Source organism: Methylorubrum rhodinum (assembly GCF_014199935.1).
Taxonomy (GTDB): Bacteria; Pseudomonadota; Alphaproteobacteria; order Rhizobiales; family Beijerinckiaceae; genus Methylobacterium; species Methylobacterium rhodinum.
The window spans coordinates 144,732-160,740 of record NZ_JACHOP010000005.1 but is presented as its reverse complement, the minus strand read 5'-3'; the positions used below and the strand labels follow the sequence as shown (position 1 = coordinate 160,740).

The following is a 16,009-nucleotide window of genomic DNA, read 5'->3' as shown; positions in this document are numbered from 1 at the left end:
GCGCATCGCTTGTGCGGAATGGAGCCGCGTCCCAGGGTGCGGCCCGCGATGACCCTCCCGAATCGTTTCCGGCCCCTCTGGCTCGCCCTCCCGCTCGTCGCGGGGACCGGCGGCGCGGCCTTCGCCCAGAGCGTCACCCTCGATCTCGGCGCGGGCGGCACGACGGAGCGGGCGCTGCAGCTCGTCGCCCTCGTCACCGTCCTGGCGCTGGCGCCCTCGGTGCTGGTGATGGCCACCGCCTTCACCCGCATCGTCGTCGTGCTGTCGATCCTGCGCTCGGCGCTCGGCACCCAGACGGCCCCGCCCAACGCCGTCATCACCAGCCTCGCCCTGTTCCTGACCGCCTTCGTGATGGCGCCGACGGCCCGCGAGGCCTACACGGCCGGGATCGAGCCGCTGATGGCCAACCGGATTACCCAGTCGCAGGCCTTCGAGCGGGCGTCCGCCCCCTTCAAGACCTTCATGCTGCGCAACACGCGCGAGAAGGACCTCAAGCTCTTCCTCGACATGGCCAAGCAGCCGGCGCCGGCCGGGCCGGAGGCGATCGGGCTGGAGATCGTGACGCCGGCCTTCATGATCTCGGAGCTGCGCCGTGCCTTCGAGATCGGCTTCCTCCTGTTCATCCCCTTCCTGATCATCGACCTCGTCGTCGCCTCGGTGCTGATGGCGATGGGCATGATGATGCTGCCGCCCGCGACCGTGGCCCTGCCGTTCAAGCTGATCTTCTTCGTGCTGGTCGACGGATGGACGCTGGTGGCGGGTTCGCTCGTTCAGAGCTACGGAAGCTGAACGAGGTGATACAACCGTGAGAGAGACGATGGACCTGACGACCACCACCGCCCGCTGGGCCCCGCAGATGCTGAGCGTCCTGCGGATCATCTCGGCGCTGATCTTCATGGCGCACGGCACGCAGAAGATTCTCGGCTTCCCGCCGAGCGCCATGAACCCGGCGATGTTCAGCCTGTCGTGGATTGCGGGCGTGCTCGAACTCGTCGGCGGCGCGCTGCTCCTGATCGGCCTGTTCAGCCGTCCCGTGGCCTTCATCCTCTCCGGCGAAATGGCCTTCGCCTACTTCATCGCCCACGCGCCCAAGAGCCTCTACCCGGCGCTGAACGGGGGCGACGCGGCGATCCTCTACTGCTTCGTCTTCCTCTACATCGTCTTCGCCGGTCCGGGGCCGTGGAGCGTCGACGCGCAGCGGGCGCGCGGTCGGTACTGAGGCAGGCCGCGTTCCCCTCCCCCTTGCGGGGAGAGGTCAGGGGTGGGGGTCGCGCAGAAGGCACCGCCGAGTCCGATCCGGCACCACCCCCACCTCCGGCTCCTCCCCGCAAGGGGGAGGAGAGCACCCGCAGCGACGAACCTTGACTCACCCCGGCGGCGACGCCCCCGGCGCCTCGGCACGGCTGCCCGGTGTCTCGCTGCCGCGTTCCGGCACCGCGGTGTCGGGATAGCGCTTGCGGTACTCGGCGAGGAAGGCGGCGAGCGTCTCGGCCTTGGTCGCCTTGAGCGCCGCGTCGCGGAAGGCCGGGCTGCGGGCGGCATCGGGGCGGGTCAGCATGGCGAAGGTGCGGGCATCTGCGCTCTCGGCCATGCGGTCGGAGAACTTCGCCTTCAACCGCTCCAGCCCCAAGCCCTCGCCCGCCAGCCCGTAGGCGATGGCCGCGCGGATCACGTCCCCCTGCGCCGCCTCCTCGAGGGGCTTGCCACCACGCCAAGCCGGCCCGACCAGGAGTTCGTGCGCCTCGCCGGCCTCGCGCCAACGCCGGGCCGCCCACAGGATGTCGGCGCGCAGCCGCTCGGAATCGGTGCCGGTCTCGCCCTCGACGGTCTCCAGCGCGAGATCGGTGCGCGACAGGTCGGATAGCGCCCGGGCGCGCAGGAGGGTACGGGCGCGGCGCACGTCCTCGGGCAGGCCGGGCAGGTGGGTGGCGTCGAGGGTCGCGAGCGCCTCCAGGGGTTTGCCCTCCATCAGCCGGATCGTGGCGAGGCGCGCCGAGACCGAGGACCGGGCCGGGCCGCTCAGGCGGTGCTCGATCTGGTACTGCAGCAGCTCGTCGGCCGAATCGAGGAGGTCGAGGGCGACGAGGCGGTCGGCGAGGCGGCGCACGATCTCGTCCCCCCGCCGCCCCGGCGGCGCGAAATCCTTGAAGTCGAAATAGAGCGACAGCACCTCGATGCCGCCGAGCTTCTCGCCGCGGCTGCCGAGGAACAGGTCCTCGAACGCGCTCTGGGCCCGGTCGTGGAGGGTGCGGATCGCCGGAGCCTCCGGCGCAAGGGCGGTGCCGCGCCGTGCGGTCGCGAACAGCTTGCGCCAGCGCCCGGCCTCCTCGTAGAGGCCGCCCAGGGCCGCGAGCGTGCCGATCTCGGTCGGCCCGCCGTGCCACGTGAGCTGCAGCCCCTCAAGGCGGTCGATGGCGTCGGGCAGCGTCGTCTTGCCGAGGGTGTGGCCGAGCGAGGTCGCCCGCAGGGTCGCCGCCGCCGCCACCGGCCAGACGGCCTGACCGCTCAGCGTCTCGTAGGAAGCGAGCGCGGCGGTGCCGCGGCCGGTCGCCTCGTCGATGCGGGCGCGCAGCAGGGCGATCCGGTCGCGGATCGCGTCGCTCGCCCCGCGGCCGGCGGCCGACAGGGCACGGGACGCCTCCTCCCAGTCGCCGAGTTCCACCGCGGCCTCGGCGGCCAGAATGTTGAAGCGGGCGGCGACCGTGTCGGGGTAGCCCCGCAGGACGCCGCTTCCGGCCTGGAACGCGGCCCGCGCCTCGCTCCAGCGCCCGGCCTCGGCGTCGAGGAGGCCGCGCCACAGCCGCGCTTCGGGATTGGCGGAGAGCGGATTGGCGGTGAGCAGCGGGCGGGCCTCCGCGAAGCGTCCCATCCGGGCCAGCAGGATGCCGCGCATCAACCCCGTCGCGGTCTCGCCTTCGACCACCACGTCGTCGGCCGCGGCCACAGCGAGCGCGCCGAGCGCCTCGGCGTCGAGGCCGTTGGCCATCAGGGCCCTGGCGAGGGCGACGTGGGCGGCGCCCCGGTCGCGGCGGCTCGCCTCCGTCACCCGGGCGAAGGCCTCGCGCAGGGTCGTGCGCACGTCGCCGCGCCCGGCCCGCTCCCAGGCCTCGGTGTCGATCACGAGGTCGGACACGGCGCCGACCGACGGGTCGGCGGGGCGATAGGGACCGGAGGCCGCCGCGACGCTCTCGCTGCCGGACACCGCCATGCCGGCCTCGCGGCCGATCGCGACGCCGTCGAGGTCGGGCTGGACCGTCAGGTCGTCGGCGAGCGCCAGCACCGCGAGCCCGACCCGGCTCGGGATCAGCTCGAACTCGACGAAGCGCTGGGCCTTGGCGACCGCCGCCCGCTTGAGGCCGTCGGCGGTGACGACGGCGATGCGCTCGCCGTCGAGGTCGAGCCAGCCCGCCGGACCCGCACCGGGCAGGCGCAGGGTGATGCCGATGCGCTCGCGCTGGCCCTGGCGGCGCTGCGCGGTCAGGCTCTCGCTGGCCACCGTGCCCTCGCCCGCGACGAGTTCCCACCCGTCCGGCTCGGTCACCGGGAGGAGATCGACGAGGCGGCCGGCGGGCTTGGCGAAGCGCAGGACGCTGAAGCCGCCGCTCCGGGTCGGGCCGCCGAGGGCGACGAGGTCGGCCGGGATCCTGGCCGGCAGCACGACCGGCTCGGTCGTGGCGAAGACCAGGGTGATGACGCCGCCGCGCTCGAACAGGGCCGCGGGCACCCGCTTGGGGAACGGGAAGACGAGGCCGGCGCCGGCCTTGGCGAGGGCGGGCTCAGCCGGGCGGGCCGATACCGGGCTCGGTGCCGCCTCCACGACCTTTGCCGGTCCCGAGGTCGGGGCGGTGGGCGCAGCCACGGGTGTCGTCACCGGCGGCGGGGGCGGTGCCGGGAGTTCGGCGGCCTTGATCGGCTTCGTCAGGAAATCGAGGGTGAGGACATCGCCGTCGCGGGCGGTCGAGACGGTGACGCCCTCGGCGGGCGTCGCGAGGAGGCGCGCCTCCCCGTCCTCGGCCTCGACGGCGACGCGGCCGAGCGCCGGATCGAAGCGACCGCGCAGGCTGCGGTCGTCGATGCGCCACGCACCGGGCAGCGTCAGCCGCGTGCCGGAGCCTTGCGGGGTGAAGGCCGCCGCGGCGCCCTCCGGCAGGGTCAGGCTCAGGCGGGTGCGCTGGGGATTGTGCGACAGTTCGAGCGTCAGCGGGCGACGCACCGGGGCCGGCACGCGGGCCTTGAGTTCGGCCTCCGCGGCGGCGGCGCGGCGGGCGAGGTCGGCGACCACCTCCGGCGGCAGCGGCGGCGGGTAGCCGCTCCAGCTCTCGGGCAGGAGATCGACGAAGACCTGCTCGGCGGCGTCCTGGACGTGGATCCGGTAGCCGCGCTGGAGCGCGAGCCGCAGGGCGGCGCCGTCGGGGTCGCGCCGCACGGCGGAGACGTAGTCGGGCATGCCGGCGGCGATCCGCTCCGGCCCGGCGGAGACCGCCTCGCCGAAGCCGAGCACCAGCACCGCCCCGGATTGCCTGGCCTTGACCGCGACCGGCACGTCGAAGGTGAGGACGATGCGGCCGTAGCCTTCCGCCTGGCTGCCCTTGGCGGAGACGAGCTTCGCGGCTTCGGCGCCGGCGGCGGCGAGGCACAGGCCGAGCGCGATCCCGGCCCGCAGGACCGCCTTGAGGACCGCCTTGCCCGGCCGAAGACCCGGCGCCCGACCGGACCGTCCCTCCATCGCCCCCGCCCACACTCGCGGAAGCGCCGACCCCTCAGGATCCACGCCGCCGAACGCCACTCGTGCCGGGCACTCTCGCCCAACGCGGTGAATGGGCGCTTAAGGACAGAAAAACCCGTCAAGGTCCGTATCCGAAGCCGTGCTAACGGCTTCGCGGCGCGAAGAGCGCCGCGCGCAGCGGGCCTCGGCGTGAGCCGAGGCATTGAGCGGAGCGGAAGCCAAGCCCGCGGAGGCGGGCGCCGGCGATTGAGGCAGTGTAGAACCTTCAGGAGGCCTTGCGCAGGACGAGGCCGGGAATGCTGGTGCCCTTCTCGCCGAACAGCTCGGCCGCCTTGCGGCAGCTTTCGTCGACGTTCTTCCGGTAGGCCTCGGTGTAGCTCATGCTGCGCATCAGCAACTCGCCCTTCGAGATCGCGTCGATGTCGACGCCCATCGCGGCAACGACCGCCTTGAAGCGCTCGTAATCGGGCCGCACCTCCTGGCAGGACTCGCCGACGAAGCGGATCAGCCCGGCGAGCTTGGCCGCGCTGGCGTGCTGGCGATCCGGTTCGGGCTTCTGCGCCTCCGGCGCGGCCGCGGGAGCCTCCTTCGGGGCCTCTTTCGGCGCTTCCTGGGCGCCCGCCGCCAGCGGCAGCGCGAACAGGACGGCTGCGGCGAAGGCGCGATACATCATCGGTGCTTCCTCTCTCAGCGCGGACTTATTATTCCGCTTTTATTTTCAACCGCCGAACAATAGCAGAAATCTTTCAGGATTTCCGCTCGGACGAGGCGTGTCAGAGCAGGTCGAAGGCGAAGATCGATCTGCACAGCCGGGTCCGAGCGTCTTCGAGCTGCGCATGTCAGCCACTCGCCGTCGTTCCGGGGCCGCGCAGCGGAACCCGGAACCCACCCGTGATGCGCGGGTGTGCATTCCGTCGAGATCAATCGTGGGTTCCGGGTTCGCCCGCGGCGCCCCGGAACGACGGCGGAGGGAGACTTTCAGGAAGGTGCCGTTCACCGGTGACGGCCATCTCCGTCCGGTGACGGAGCCGCTCCATTCAGCCCGTCGCCTTCGCCCGCTCGGCCGCCATCAGCGCGAAGGCGTAGATCAGCCCGACCTCCTCCAGCCGGTCGAAGCGGCCGGCGGCGCCGCCGTGGCCGGCTTCCATGTTGATGCGGCAGAGGATCGGGCCGCCCCCGGTCATGGTGGCGCGCAGCCGCGCGACCCACTTGGCCGGCTCCCAGTAGGTGACGCGCGGGTCGGTGAGGCCCCCAAGCGCCAGGATCGCAGGATAGGTCTTGGCCGCGACGTTGTCGTAGGGCGAGTAGGACAGGATCGTCGCGAACGCCGCCTCGCTCTCGGCCGGGTTGCCCCATTCGGGCCATTCCGGCGGGGTGAGCGGAAGCTCGGCATCGAGCATGGTGTTGAGCACGTCGACGAAGGGCACGTCGGCGACGATGCCGGCGAACAGCTCCGGCGCGAGGTTGGCGGCAGCCCCCATCAGCATCCCGCCCGCGCTGCCGCCATGGGCCACGATGCGGCCCTCGGATGTGTAGCCCGCCTCGATCAAGGCGCGCCCGCAGGCGCAAAAGTCCGAGAAGGTGTTGGGCTTCTTCTCGCGCTTGCCCTCGAGATACCAGTTCCAGCCCTTCTCGGTGCCGCCGCGGACATGGGCGATGGCGTAGACGAAGCCGCGGTCGACGAGGCTCAGGAGATTGGTGCGGAACGAGGCCGGCATGAGCGTGCCGTAGGAGCCGTAGCCGTAGAGCAGCAGCGGCGCGGTGCCGTCGAGCGCGATGTCCCGGCGGTGGATCAGCGAGACCGGCACCGTCTCGCCGTCCGGCGCGGTCGCGAACAGGCGGCGGGTGACGTAGTCGGCGGGCTCGTGGCCGCTCGGCACGCTCTGGCGCTTGCGCAGGATACGGGCGCGGGTGACGCAATCGTAGTCGTAGGTCTCCGACGGCGTCGTCATCGAGGAATAGACGAAGCGGATGCGCGCGGTCTCGAACTCGTAGCCCGGCAGGAGACCCAGCGAATAGGCTTCCTCGGCGAAGGCCACCGTGTGCTCCTCGCCCTTCAGGTCGCGCACGACGATGCGCGGCAGGGCGTTCTCCAGTTCGAGCCGCACGAGGTGGTTCCCGAGCACGTGCAGGTGCCGGATCATCACGCCGGGGCGGTAGGGCACGGCATCGACCCAGTTTTCGCGGGCCGGCGCGTCGAGGGGGCAGGTGACAATCTTGAAATCGACCGCGCCATCCGCGTTCGTCAGGATGACGAGGTGCGAGGCCCAGTGCTCGACCGAGTAGATCAGTTGCGGCTCGCGCGGCGACACGACCGTGAGCGGGCCCTCGTCGGCCGCGCGGTCGAGGAGATGGACCTCCGCGGTCTCGTGGTCGCTCGCCGTCACCGTCAGGTAGGTGCCGGACTGGGTGCGGCCGATATGCACGAAGAAGCCCGCGTCCGCCTCCTCGTAAACCACGGTGTCGTCGGCCTGCGCAGTGCCGAGGCGGTGGCGCATGACGCGGGCCGGGCGGTGGTTCTCGTCGAGGGCGACGTAGAAGAAGGCGGTGCCGGTGGCGTTCCACACGGCCTCGCCCGTACTGTTCTCGACCCGCTCGTCGCGGTCGATGCCGGTGTCGAGGTCGCGCACCCGCAGGGTGTGGAGTTCCGAGCCCTTGGTGTCGGCGCCCCAGGCGAGCAGGCGGTGGTCGTCGGAATGCGTCGCGCCCGCGATCTCGAAGAAGGCGAGCCCCTCCCCTTCCCGGTCGCCGTCGAGCAGGATCTCCTCGCCGGTCTCGGCCTCGCCCGCCTCCTCCGCGATGCGGTGGACCGTGCGCGGGCGGCGGCAGACCAGCGGGTGCTGCCCGCCCTCGCGATGGCGGGTGTAGTAGGCGAACGGCCCATCGGGATCGGGCACCGAGCCGTCGTCCTCGCGGATGCGCCCGCGCATCTCCGCCACCAGGGTCTTTCGCAGGTCGCCGGCCTCTGCGAGCGCAGCCTCGGCATAGGCGTTCTCGGCCTCGAGGTAGGCCCGGATGTCGGCGGGCAACGCGGCGGGGTCCTTCAGCACCTCGCGCCAGTTCGGCGCCTTCAGCCACGCGAACGGGTCCTCGATATGCCGGCCGTGCAGGGTGAAGGCGTGGGGGCGCGCTTCCGCTTCGGGAGCGTCGGCGGGCGGGGAGAAGGCGGGGTGAGAGAGCGTCATGGCAGAGATCTCATGGCCGGGGCTCCAGCGTCGTTTGCGCCGGATGTGCCGCGGGAGCGGCGCGCCCGCAAGGCGCCAGCCGTCGCGGGGGGAATCGGGACGAACCGGAAATGATCGGGCCTTCGAAAAACGGAAACCGAATCACGCGGTTCAGGCGAATGCCGATGAACCGCCTCGCCGCCGCGACCATGATGGTGTTGAGGGAACTACGGGCAGGAGACGTCCTGCATACCCGCCCTGTCTTGCAGGTCTAATCTGATTCATCTAGGTAGAGCACGTGATTGCGGGGGCGTCACACTCAACCGATAACGTGCGGGCCGCGCGCACTGAGCCGCCCTTTCCTGCTCGATCCTCGCTTCGCTCCTTCAAGGAGGCGATCGCCGGACCGTGTGCGGGGCACCGCATCAAGGGACAGATATCCTATCATGAACGAAACCGAGACGCCGGTCGACTATGTCGTCCTCACCGCCGACATCGTCGCTGCCTACGTCACCAAGAATCCCGTTCCGGCGGGCGAGCTCGGCCACCTGATCGGCGCCGTCCACGGCGCCCTGCTTCAGGTCGGCACCGGCCGCGTGGCCCCCAAGGTCGAGCCCGCCGAGCCGCAGCAGCCGGCGGTGCCGATCAAGAAGTCGGTCCAGCCCGACTACATCGTCTGCCTGGAGGATGGGCGCACCTTCAAGTCGCTCAAGCGGCACCTGCGCGCGAAGTACAACCTCTCGCCGGAGCAGTACCGCGCCAAGTGGGGCCTGCCGCCCGAGTACCCGATGGTCGCTCCGAGCTACGCCAAGGCCCGCTCCGACCTCGCCAAGGCGATCGGCCTCGGCCAGCCCCGTCCGGGCAATTACGACGAAGCCGCCTGAGGCTCCTGAGACGACCGGCAGGCGCGGCACCGAACGGCGCGCCCAGGTCTCGAAACGGCCCGCCGTCCCGGCATTCGGGGCGGCGGGCCGTTTCGTTCTCGCCTGCGAATCAAGTTATCAACAGATACCTCGGGCGCTCCCGGGAGCCAGGCGTTTCGGGCCGCGTGATGCTTTGCCGGGGCCGGGTCCGACCGCTCCGTGCGCCTTCGCCCAGGAGTGGCACCATCGAGCCCCGCGGGTGGCCCGAGCGGTCGTCTCTAAGAGCCACCTGAGGTAAAATTCGCCAGCGTGACGCTGCAACTTCAAGGCGCACAGCGGACTGTCAAGGCTTGTATTAGGATCATTGTCCTTTAGCCTTTACGCGTTGGCGGCTTTCAGGTAGCGCGATGTCGAAAGAACAAAACACGAACAAACAGAGTGGCGGTGCGGCGGGCGGCGGGCTCGGCCGCGAGGCGGAGCGGTTGCTGGCGGCGCTCGCCCCGGACGGAGCCTACGCCTTTCCGGACCCGTCTTCGCCCGACACGCTGATCGTGCGCGGCGGCGGGCGTGGCGTCTCGCTCGGGGCCGGACGCTTCCCGGTGCGGGCCGGCGAGGCGCTGGTCGCCGCCGACCTCGCGTCCCGCGACGACGGGCGCCGCAACCGCCTCGTGATCGGGGCGGCCGGGCGCGCACGGCTGCGGCGGGCGATGGAACCCCGCGACGACAGCTTTCGGATGCAGCATCTCGACCCCGTCAGGGAGGGCTCGGGCGCGGACGAGCGTCTGCGCGACGCCTCCGAGAGTCCGCTCGCCTGGATGGCGCGGCGGCGCGGCCGCGACGGCGAGCCGATGATCGACGCGGCTGCGTTCGCGGCGGGCGAGCGCCTGCGCCACGACCTCGCGGCGGCGCGGATGCTGCCGAGCGTCACCGCCGACTGGACGGCGCAGCGGGTCGACGGCGGCGGCCCGCGCGACCCGTCCGCGGCCACCGACCGGACTGTTGCTGCGCGTCAGCGGGTCGAACAGGCGTTGGCGGCGGTCGGCTCCGATCTGTCGGGCTTGCTGATCGACCTGTGCGGCTTCCTGAAAGGTCTGGAGCGGATCGAGTCCGAGCGCAAATGGCCGGCCCGCTCCGCCAAGGTGGTGGCCCGGATCGCCCTCGGGCGGCTCGCCGAGCATTACGGGATCGAGCCGGAGGCGCGCGGGCCGGATCGAGGGCGGACGCGGCTGTGGCGGTCGGGCGAAGGGCAGGGCTGAGGGCGCGCCGCCTCGAGCATCGGCCCGAAAGGTGGATGCCGGCTTTCGGGAAAAGCCGATGCGGCACAAAAACTCGAACCACTTGCAAGGAACATCCGGAGGGTGGTGCAGGAGGCACCACCCCGAAAGCCGCCTCACGCCGTCATTGCGAGACGGGTTGGATTTCGGTCTATGCCGCGGCCAGCCGCCCGGCGTCGCGATGGATGCGCTCCACCATCGAGCGGACGCCGTTCGAGCGCTTCGAGGTGATGTGGGCGCCGAATTCGAGGCGCTTGAGGAGGTCGAACCCGTCGGCCTTCAGGGCTTCCTCCGGCGTCCGGCCGCTGTAGAGGGCGACCATCAGGGCGACGAACCCCTTGACGATGTGGCTGTCGCTGTCGCCCGCGAGCGCGAGGCGCGGAGCGTCCGCCGCGCGATCGAGGGACACGTCGAGCCAGACCTGGCTCTCGCAGCCGTGGACGCGGTTCGCCTCGACATGCCGCTCGGCGGGCAGGGCCGGCAGCGTCTTGCCGAGTTCGATCACGTACTCGTAGCGGTCCATCGGATCGTCGAGGATTTCGAAGTTCTCGATGATCGTGTCGAGGTTCGGCAGCATGGCTCACGGACGCTGTGGGGTGACGCGCCCGATATAGGGAGGATGGGCGCCGGAGCCCAGCGCCGTCAGGGCGCGGCGGGGCGGAAGGCGGGCCGGACCTCGGGGAGTTGGAGCAGCAGCGGGTCGGCGGCGGTGGCTGTGCCGCTCACCTCGATCTCGGCCTGGGCGGCGTAGGCCGCGATCAGCCGGGGGCCGAGCATCGGCACGCCGGGCTTGCCCGCCGCGGCGGCCTCGCCGCTGCCCGAGACGATCGACAGGCGGACCGGGGCGCCGACGCTCGCATCGATGGTGATGGCGATGCTGCAGCTCACCGTCTCGGCGGTGGCGTCGAGGCATTCGGCCACGACCTCGGCGACGATCATGCCCAGCGCGTTGGCGGTGCGCGGCTCGACGAGGCCGTTGCCGATCCCGTCCACGATCACGCCGATGCGTCCGGGCCGGCGCAGGTTGCCGAGCCCCGAGGCGAGTCTGCGGAGATAGTCCTGCAGGTCGATCGAGGCGATGTGGGGCGCCTCGTGCAGGTGCTGCTGCACCAGCGCGATCGCCCGCACCCGCTGGCCGAGCGCGTCGAAGCTGCCGCGGCAGGGCTCGGGGGCGGCCCGTCCGTAGAGGCCGATCAGGCTCACCATCACCTGAAGGTTGTTGCGCACCCGGTGATAGATCTCGGCGAGCAGCGTCTCCTTCTCGATGAGCGCGCGGGCGGATTCCTCCTCGGCGTTCTTGCGGTCGGTGATGTCGAAGCAGGAGCCGAGATAGCCGTGGAAGGCGCCGTTCTCCTGAAGCGGGCGACCGGTGTCGAGGAGCCAGCGATAGGCGCCGTCGTGGCGGCGCAGGCGGTACTCGATGGTGAAGGATTCCTGCGCCGCGAAGGCCTCGGCGACGATGCGGGCATGGCGCTCGAAATCGTCCGGGTGCAGGCCGCAGCGCCAGCCGCCCTCGATCTCCTCGGACAGCGAGCGGCCGGTGAACCGCAGCCAGCACTCGTTGTGGTGGACGATGCGGCCGCGATCGTCGGTGCGCCACATCATCAGCGGCACATGGTCGGCGAAGCGACGGAAGCCGTCGCCGAGGTCGAACGCGTCCGGCCCTCCCTTCGCCTCCGCTGGTATGTCCGCTGCCATCCGCTGTTCGTTCGCTCTGCCGTGACGCCTCGACCGCGCCGTTCTCGCGCATCTGCGCCGGTCAACGTATGCCGCGTGGGGCCGTTCCGGCCTGTCCACAAGTCGACCAAACTCGGCCGCGAGAATAGACCGGACCCGCCGTTGCGAAGCGCGGCCCAGCTTCACGATAGCTCGATCATCGTCCGGACGCGGGCGGCGAGCGCCTCCACCGGGAACGGCTTGGTGATCATCTGCATGCCGGGATCGAGCCGGGCGCCGCCGAACAGGGCGTTCTCGGCATAGCCCGTGATGAACAGCACCTTGAGGTCGGGCCGCCCGGCCCGGGCCTGTTCGGCGAGCTGGCGTCCGTCGAGGCCGGGGAGGCCGACATCGGTGACGAGGAGGTCGATCCGGGCCTCCGAGCGCAGGACGTGCAGGCCGGACGGGCCGTCCGCCGCCGCGACGGTGCGGTAGCCGAGTTCGCGCAGGGTCTCGACGACGAGGTCGCGCACCACCGGCTCGTCCTCGACCACCAGCACGGTCTCGCCCCGGCCCGCGGGCGGCGGCCCGGGCGGCGCGAGCGGCGGCGCGAGGGGTGGCGCGGCCGCCGCCTCGCCGTGATGGCGCGGCAGGATGAGCCGCACGGCGGTGCCGCGACCCGGCACGGATTCGAGCCGGACATGGCCGCCGGACTGGCGCGCGAAGCCGTAGATCATCGACAGGCCGAGGCCGGTGCCCGTGCCCAGCGGCTTCGTCGTGAAGAACGGCTCGAACGCCCGCGCCGCGACCTCGGGGGACATGCCGAGGCCGGTATCGGTGACGCTCAAGGCGACGTAATCCCCGGCGGCGATCTCCGGGTGGAGCCGGGCATCGGCCCCGTCGAGGCGGGCGTTGGCGGCCTCGATCAGGAGGTCCCCGCCCTCCGGCATGGCATCGCGGGCATTGATGGCGAGGTTGAGGACGGCGTTCTCGAGCTGGTTGGGATCGCACAGGGTCGGCCAGAGATCCGGGCCGGCGGTGATGGCGACGCGCACATTCTCGGTGAGCGTGCTGCGCAGCAATTCCTCCATGCCGGCCATCAGCGCGCCGACGTCCACCGGCTTCTGCTCCAACGGCTGGCGCCGGGCGAAGGCGAGGAGACGATGGGTCAGCGCCGCCGCCCGATGGGCCGAGGACAGGGCGGCCTCGACGTAGCGGTCGAGGGCGTCGACGCGGCCCTGCCCGATGCGGGTGCGCATCAGGTCGAGCGAGCCGACGATGCCGGTGAGCAGGTTGTTGAAGTCGTGGGCGATGCCGCCGGTGAGCTGGCCGACCGCCTCCATCTTCTGCGCCTGACGCAGCTGCTCCTCGGCGAGGCGCTGCTGGGAGATGTCGCGGCCGACGATGTGGAAGCGGTCGCCCTCCGGCACCGCCGTCCACATCACCGTGAGCCGCTGCCCATCCTTGCGCAGGACACGGTCGACGAAGTCGGTGACGGATTCGTGGCTCCCGAGCCGGCGCAGCACCGCGCCGGTCTCGGCATGGTCGGCCGGGTCGATGAGGTCGAGGAAGGGGCGGGCGAGGATCTCGGCCTCGCTCCAGCCGAGGAGCCGCGTCCAGGCCGGGTTGACGCTGCGGAGGTATCCGTCGAGCCCGGCGGTGCCCATCAGGTCGTTGGTGGTCTGCCACAGCCGGTCGCGCTCGCGGGTGCGCGCGTCGACCTCGCGCGAGAGTCCCTCCTCCACGCGCTTGCGGTCGGTCACGTCGAGGGCGAACAGGTAGGCGCCGTCGGCGGCGCCGTCCGGCGCGAGGCGCGGCCGGTAGCGAATCTCGGCGATGCGGCGGCGCCCGTCCCGGTGCGGCCAGGAACGCTCGAACCGCGCCTCGCGTCCGGCGAGGGCGCCCTCGAAACGGGACCGGTCGGCGGCGTGGGCGTCGCCGATCAGCTCGGCGAGGCCGCGCCCGTCCGGCGCGGCGCCGGAGGGCCCGAACCAGTCGGCCCCGGCGGCGTTGGCGAAGCGGCAGCGACCGGCGGGATCGAAGAAGGCGATCAGGACGGGCAGCGAATCGGCGATCAGGCGCAGTTCGCGGGCATGGGCGCGCTCGGCGAGTTCGGCCCGCGCGCGCTCGGCGGCGTGCCAGACCCGCTGCGCCACGTCCTCGACGAGGCCGACTTCCTCGCCCGACCAGGACCGCGGCGCCGGCTCGTGCAGGTAGACGACCGCCCGCAGCCGCCCCTCGCGGATCAGCGGCACGACGACGAGCGCCCGGCAGCCGATCGAGTCCCAGACCGCGGCGAAGTGCCGGCCGGCGCGGGGGTCGCTGTAGCAATCCTCGACCACCAGGGTGCGCCCGGCGCGCAGCTCCGCGATCACCGCCGGCCCGAACCCGTCGAGGATGCGCGATTCCCCCGCGAGGCTCGCCGTCGCGGCGTCGCGGGTCCAGTCGCGCTCGACCCGCACGACCTCGCCGGTCTCGTCGATCTCGCCGTAGCCGGCGCGGGCGGCGTTCAGCCGCGTGCCGAGGGCGGCGGCGGCGGCGCGCGTCGCGGTGGGCGGGTCGGGTGCCTCGCGCAGGAGATCGTTGAGGGCCAGGAGGAAGGCCTGCCGCTCTTCCGCCATCTTGCGGTCGTGGATGTCGGTGCAGGTGCCGAACCAGCGACGGATCCGCCCGGTGCCGTCGTGCAGGGGCTTGGCGAGGCCGAGCACCCAGCGATACCGGCCCGAGCGGTGCCGGAGGCGGTACTCGATCCGGTAGGTTTCGCCGGTGGCGAGGCACCGGCGCCAGACCTCCCAGGCGCGCTCCTGATCCTCGGGATGGAACATGCCGTTCCAGGCCTCGCCGTCGGTCGAGCCGGCGGGCACGCCGGTATATTCGTACCAGCGGGCGTTGTAGTAGTCGTGGAAGCCGTCGGCGCGGGTCGACCAGATCATCTGCTCGACGGTGTCGGTGATGCCGCGGAGTCGGTCCTCGCTCTCCCGGAGCGCCGCCTCGGTGCGCTTGCGCTCGGTGACGTCGAAGCTGACGCCGGGGAACCGGATCGGGCGCCCCGCCGCGTCGAGGGTACAGCGCCCTTCGGCGGCGGCCCAGCGCACCGAACCGTCGGCCTGGACCAGCCGGTACTCGGCGGCGAACGGGGCGCCGTCGGCGAGCGCCGCCTCGATCCGCCGCCGGACCTCGGGCAGGTCGTCGGGGTGGATGCCGCCGAAGAAGGTGCCGATCGGCGCGCCCGCCTCGGCCAGTTCGGGATCGACCCCGTAGAGCCGGGCGAAGCGGGCATCGGCGGTGACGCGGTCGGCGGTCACGTCCCAGTCCCACACCCCGATGCTGCCGCCGGCCGCCAGCGCCATGTCGAGCCGCTCCTCGCTGCGCTGGCGGGCGCGCTCGGCCAGCACCTCGGCGGTGGTCTCGGCGGTGATGCAGAGCATGCCGGCGATGGCGCCGTCGTCGTCGCGCACCGGCGAGTAGGTGAAGCTCCACCACGATTCCTCGGGCACGCCGTGGCGATCCATCATCAGCAGCCGATCGCGCTGGGAGACGCTGCGGCCGGACAGGGCCGTCTCGACCAGCGGGCCGATATCGTCCCAGAGATCGGCCCAGATCTCACGGAATCGGGCACCCAGTGCCCGGTCGAGCCGGTCGCCGAAGATCGGGCGGTAGGCATCGTTGAAGAAGACGATGCCGTCCGGCCCCCAGGACAGGAACATCGCCGCGGGGCAGGCCAGCATCGTGGCGAGCGTGCTGCGCAGCGAGACCGGCCAGCCGGTCGGGGGCCCGAGGGGATGGCCGGACCAGTCGTGGGCCAGGATCTCGCGCCCCGTCTGCCCGGCCTCGGCCAGGAACGCGAGCTGGGCTGGCGGCTCGGAGGGATCGGTCACCGGCCGGCCCTCCGCAGGCGACGGGACGCGGCACGCGGGGACGGGACGGACGAGGCAACCGGGCGGGGGCGTGGCACGGGCGAACCTATACAGAGTTCCGCCCCCGGGCGTAAGCGCATGCCGGCCGGCGAGCACGGCGCGGCCGTTCGGCGCCATCACGATGGCACGCAAGAGGATCGCCGCTCCTGCGGGCACGATCGGCACAATTCGTGACGTTTGCAATGCCGTCTGCACTGCCGGATCGTCCCGCCCGCCCATGCTGCAGTGTATCATCCCACACTGGAATTGTTTTGCATCGCAAAATGATCAATCGCACCGGGCGGCACATCTCGATCGGTCCCGAGAAAAGCCGCGAAAGCGCTTGCTTCACCCGGCGCGGCGTGCTCTGTACTTCCCGTCCGCATCAGACCCCGCGGAAGAGCCCAGTCCGGCCACCGTGCCGTTCATG

Annotated in this window: 10 protein-coding genes; 4 read left to right on the top strand and 6 right to left on the bottom strand. The window is 71.8% G+C overall.

Annotated features, from left to right (window positions below):
• The first annotated feature begins 48 nt into the window (after window positions 1-48).
• Entirely contained in the window at window positions 49-789 is a 741-nt protein-coding gene (gene fliP / locus HNR00_RS08405) for a flagellar type III secretion system pore protein FliP (RefSeq protein ID WP_376770362.1), read from the top strand.
• A 28-nt stretch (window positions 790-817) separates the two neighbouring features.
• Window positions 818-1,219, top strand: a complete 402-nt coding sequence (locus HNR00_RS08400; RefSeq protein WP_183567804.1) for a DoxX family protein — start codon at window positions 818-820, stop codon at window positions 1,217-1,219.
• 147 nt (window positions 1,220-1,366) lie between these two features.
• On the opposite strand, the gene HNR00_RS08395 is transcribed toward HNR00_RS08400, so the two are convergent.
• The 3 genes from HNR00_RS08395 to HNR00_RS08385 all read right to left on the bottom strand — a co-directional run bounded on the left by HNR00_RS08395 (window position 1,367) and on the right by HNR00_RS08385 (window position 7,911).
• Window positions 1,367-4,726, bottom strand: coding sequence for a hypothetical protein (locus HNR00_RS08395; protein WP_183567801.1), 3,360 nt, complete (start codon window positions 4,724-4,726; stop codon window positions 1,367-1,369).
• Between the two features lie 265 nt (window positions 4,727-4,991).
• On the bottom strand, window positions 4,992-5,399 hold the full coding sequence (locus HNR00_RS08390; RefSeq protein ID WP_183567798.1) for a hypothetical protein: 408 nt from the start codon (window positions 5,397-5,399) through the stop codon (window positions 4,992-4,994).
• A gap of 364 nt (window positions 5,400-5,763) precedes the next feature.
• Window positions 5,764-7,911, bottom strand: coding sequence for a S9 family peptidase (locus HNR00_RS08385; protein WP_183567794.1), 2,148 nt, complete (start codon window positions 7,909-7,911; stop codon window positions 5,764-5,766).
• Window positions 7,912-8,336: 425 nt separating this feature from the next.
• On the opposite strand from HNR00_RS08385, the gene HNR00_RS08380 reads away from it, so the two are divergent.
• Window positions 8,337-8,774: a Ros/MucR family transcriptional regulator gene (locus tag HNR00_RS08380; RefSeq protein ID WP_183567791.1), complete on the top strand. Its 438-nt coding sequence runs from the start codon at window positions 8,337-8,339 to the stop codon at window positions 8,772-8,774.
• Between the two features lie 386 nt (window positions 8,775-9,160).
• Window positions 9,161-10,009, top strand: a complete 849-nt coding sequence (locus HNR00_RS08375) for a DUF6456 domain-containing protein (RefSeq protein ID WP_183567788.1) — start codon at window positions 9,161-9,163, stop codon at window positions 10,007-10,009.
• A 169-nt stretch (window positions 10,010-10,178) separates the two neighbouring features.
• Here the strand turns inward: HNR00_RS08375 and HNR00_RS08370 are convergent, their stop codons facing one another.
• The 3 genes from HNR00_RS08370 to HNR00_RS08360 all read right to left on the bottom strand — a co-directional run bounded on the left by HNR00_RS08370 (window position 10,179) and on the right by HNR00_RS08360 (window position 15,561).
• Window positions 10,179-10,604, bottom strand: coding sequence for a SufE family protein (locus HNR00_RS08370; RefSeq protein ID WP_183567785.1), 426 nt, complete (start codon window positions 10,602-10,604; stop codon window positions 10,179-10,181).
• A 65-nt stretch (window positions 10,605-10,669) separates the two neighbouring features.
• Window positions 10,670-11,725 carry a PAS domain S-box protein gene (locus tag HNR00_RS08365; RefSeq protein ID WP_183567782.1) on the bottom strand — a complete coding sequence of 352 codons (1,056 nt, stop codon included), beginning with the start codon at window positions 11,723-11,725 and terminating at the stop codon, window positions 10,670-10,672.
• Between the two features lie 161 nt (window positions 11,726-11,886).
• A complete protein-coding gene (locus HNR00_RS08360) occupies window positions 11,887-15,561 on the bottom strand; it encodes a PAS domain S-box protein (RefSeq protein WP_312886017.1) in 3,675 nt (1,224 codons plus the stop codon).
• Between the last annotated feature and the right edge of the window lie 448 nt (window positions 15,562-16,009).

Coding starts and splice junctions, on each gene's coding strand:
- HNR00_RS08400 (WP_183567804.1), top strand. CDS start 818: ATGGACCTGACGACCACCACCGCCCGCTGGGCCCCGCAGATGCTGAGC.
- HNR00_RS08390 (WP_183567798.1), bottom strand. CDS start 5,399: ATGATGTATCGCGCCTTCGCCGCAGCCGTCCTGTTCGCGCTGCCGCTG.
- HNR00_RS08370 (WP_183567785.1), bottom strand. CDS start 10,604: ATGCTGCCGAACCTCGACACGATCATCGAGAACTTCGAAATCCTCGAC.
- fliP (WP_376770362.1), top strand. CDS start 49: ATGACCCTCCCGAATCGTTTCCGGCCCCTCTGGCTCGCCCTCCCGCTC.
- HNR00_RS08375 (WP_183567788.1), top strand. CDS start 9,161: ATGTCGAAAGAACAAAACACGAACAAACAGAGTGGCGGTGCGGCGGGC.
- HNR00_RS08365 (WP_183567782.1), bottom strand. CDS start 11,725: ATGGCAGCGGACATACCAGCGGAGGCGAAGGGAGGGCCGGACGCGTTC.
- HNR00_RS08380 (WP_183567791.1), top strand. CDS start 8,337: ATGAACGAAACCGAGACGCCGGTCGACTATGTCGTCCTCACCGCCGAC.
- HNR00_RS08395 (WP_183567801.1), bottom strand. CDS start 4,726: ATGGAGGGACGGTCCGGTCGGGCGCCGGGTCTTCGGCCGGGCAAGGCG.
- HNR00_RS08385 (WP_183567794.1), bottom strand. CDS start 7,911: ATGACGCTCTCTCACCCCGCCTTCTCCCCGCCCGCCGACGCTCCCGAA.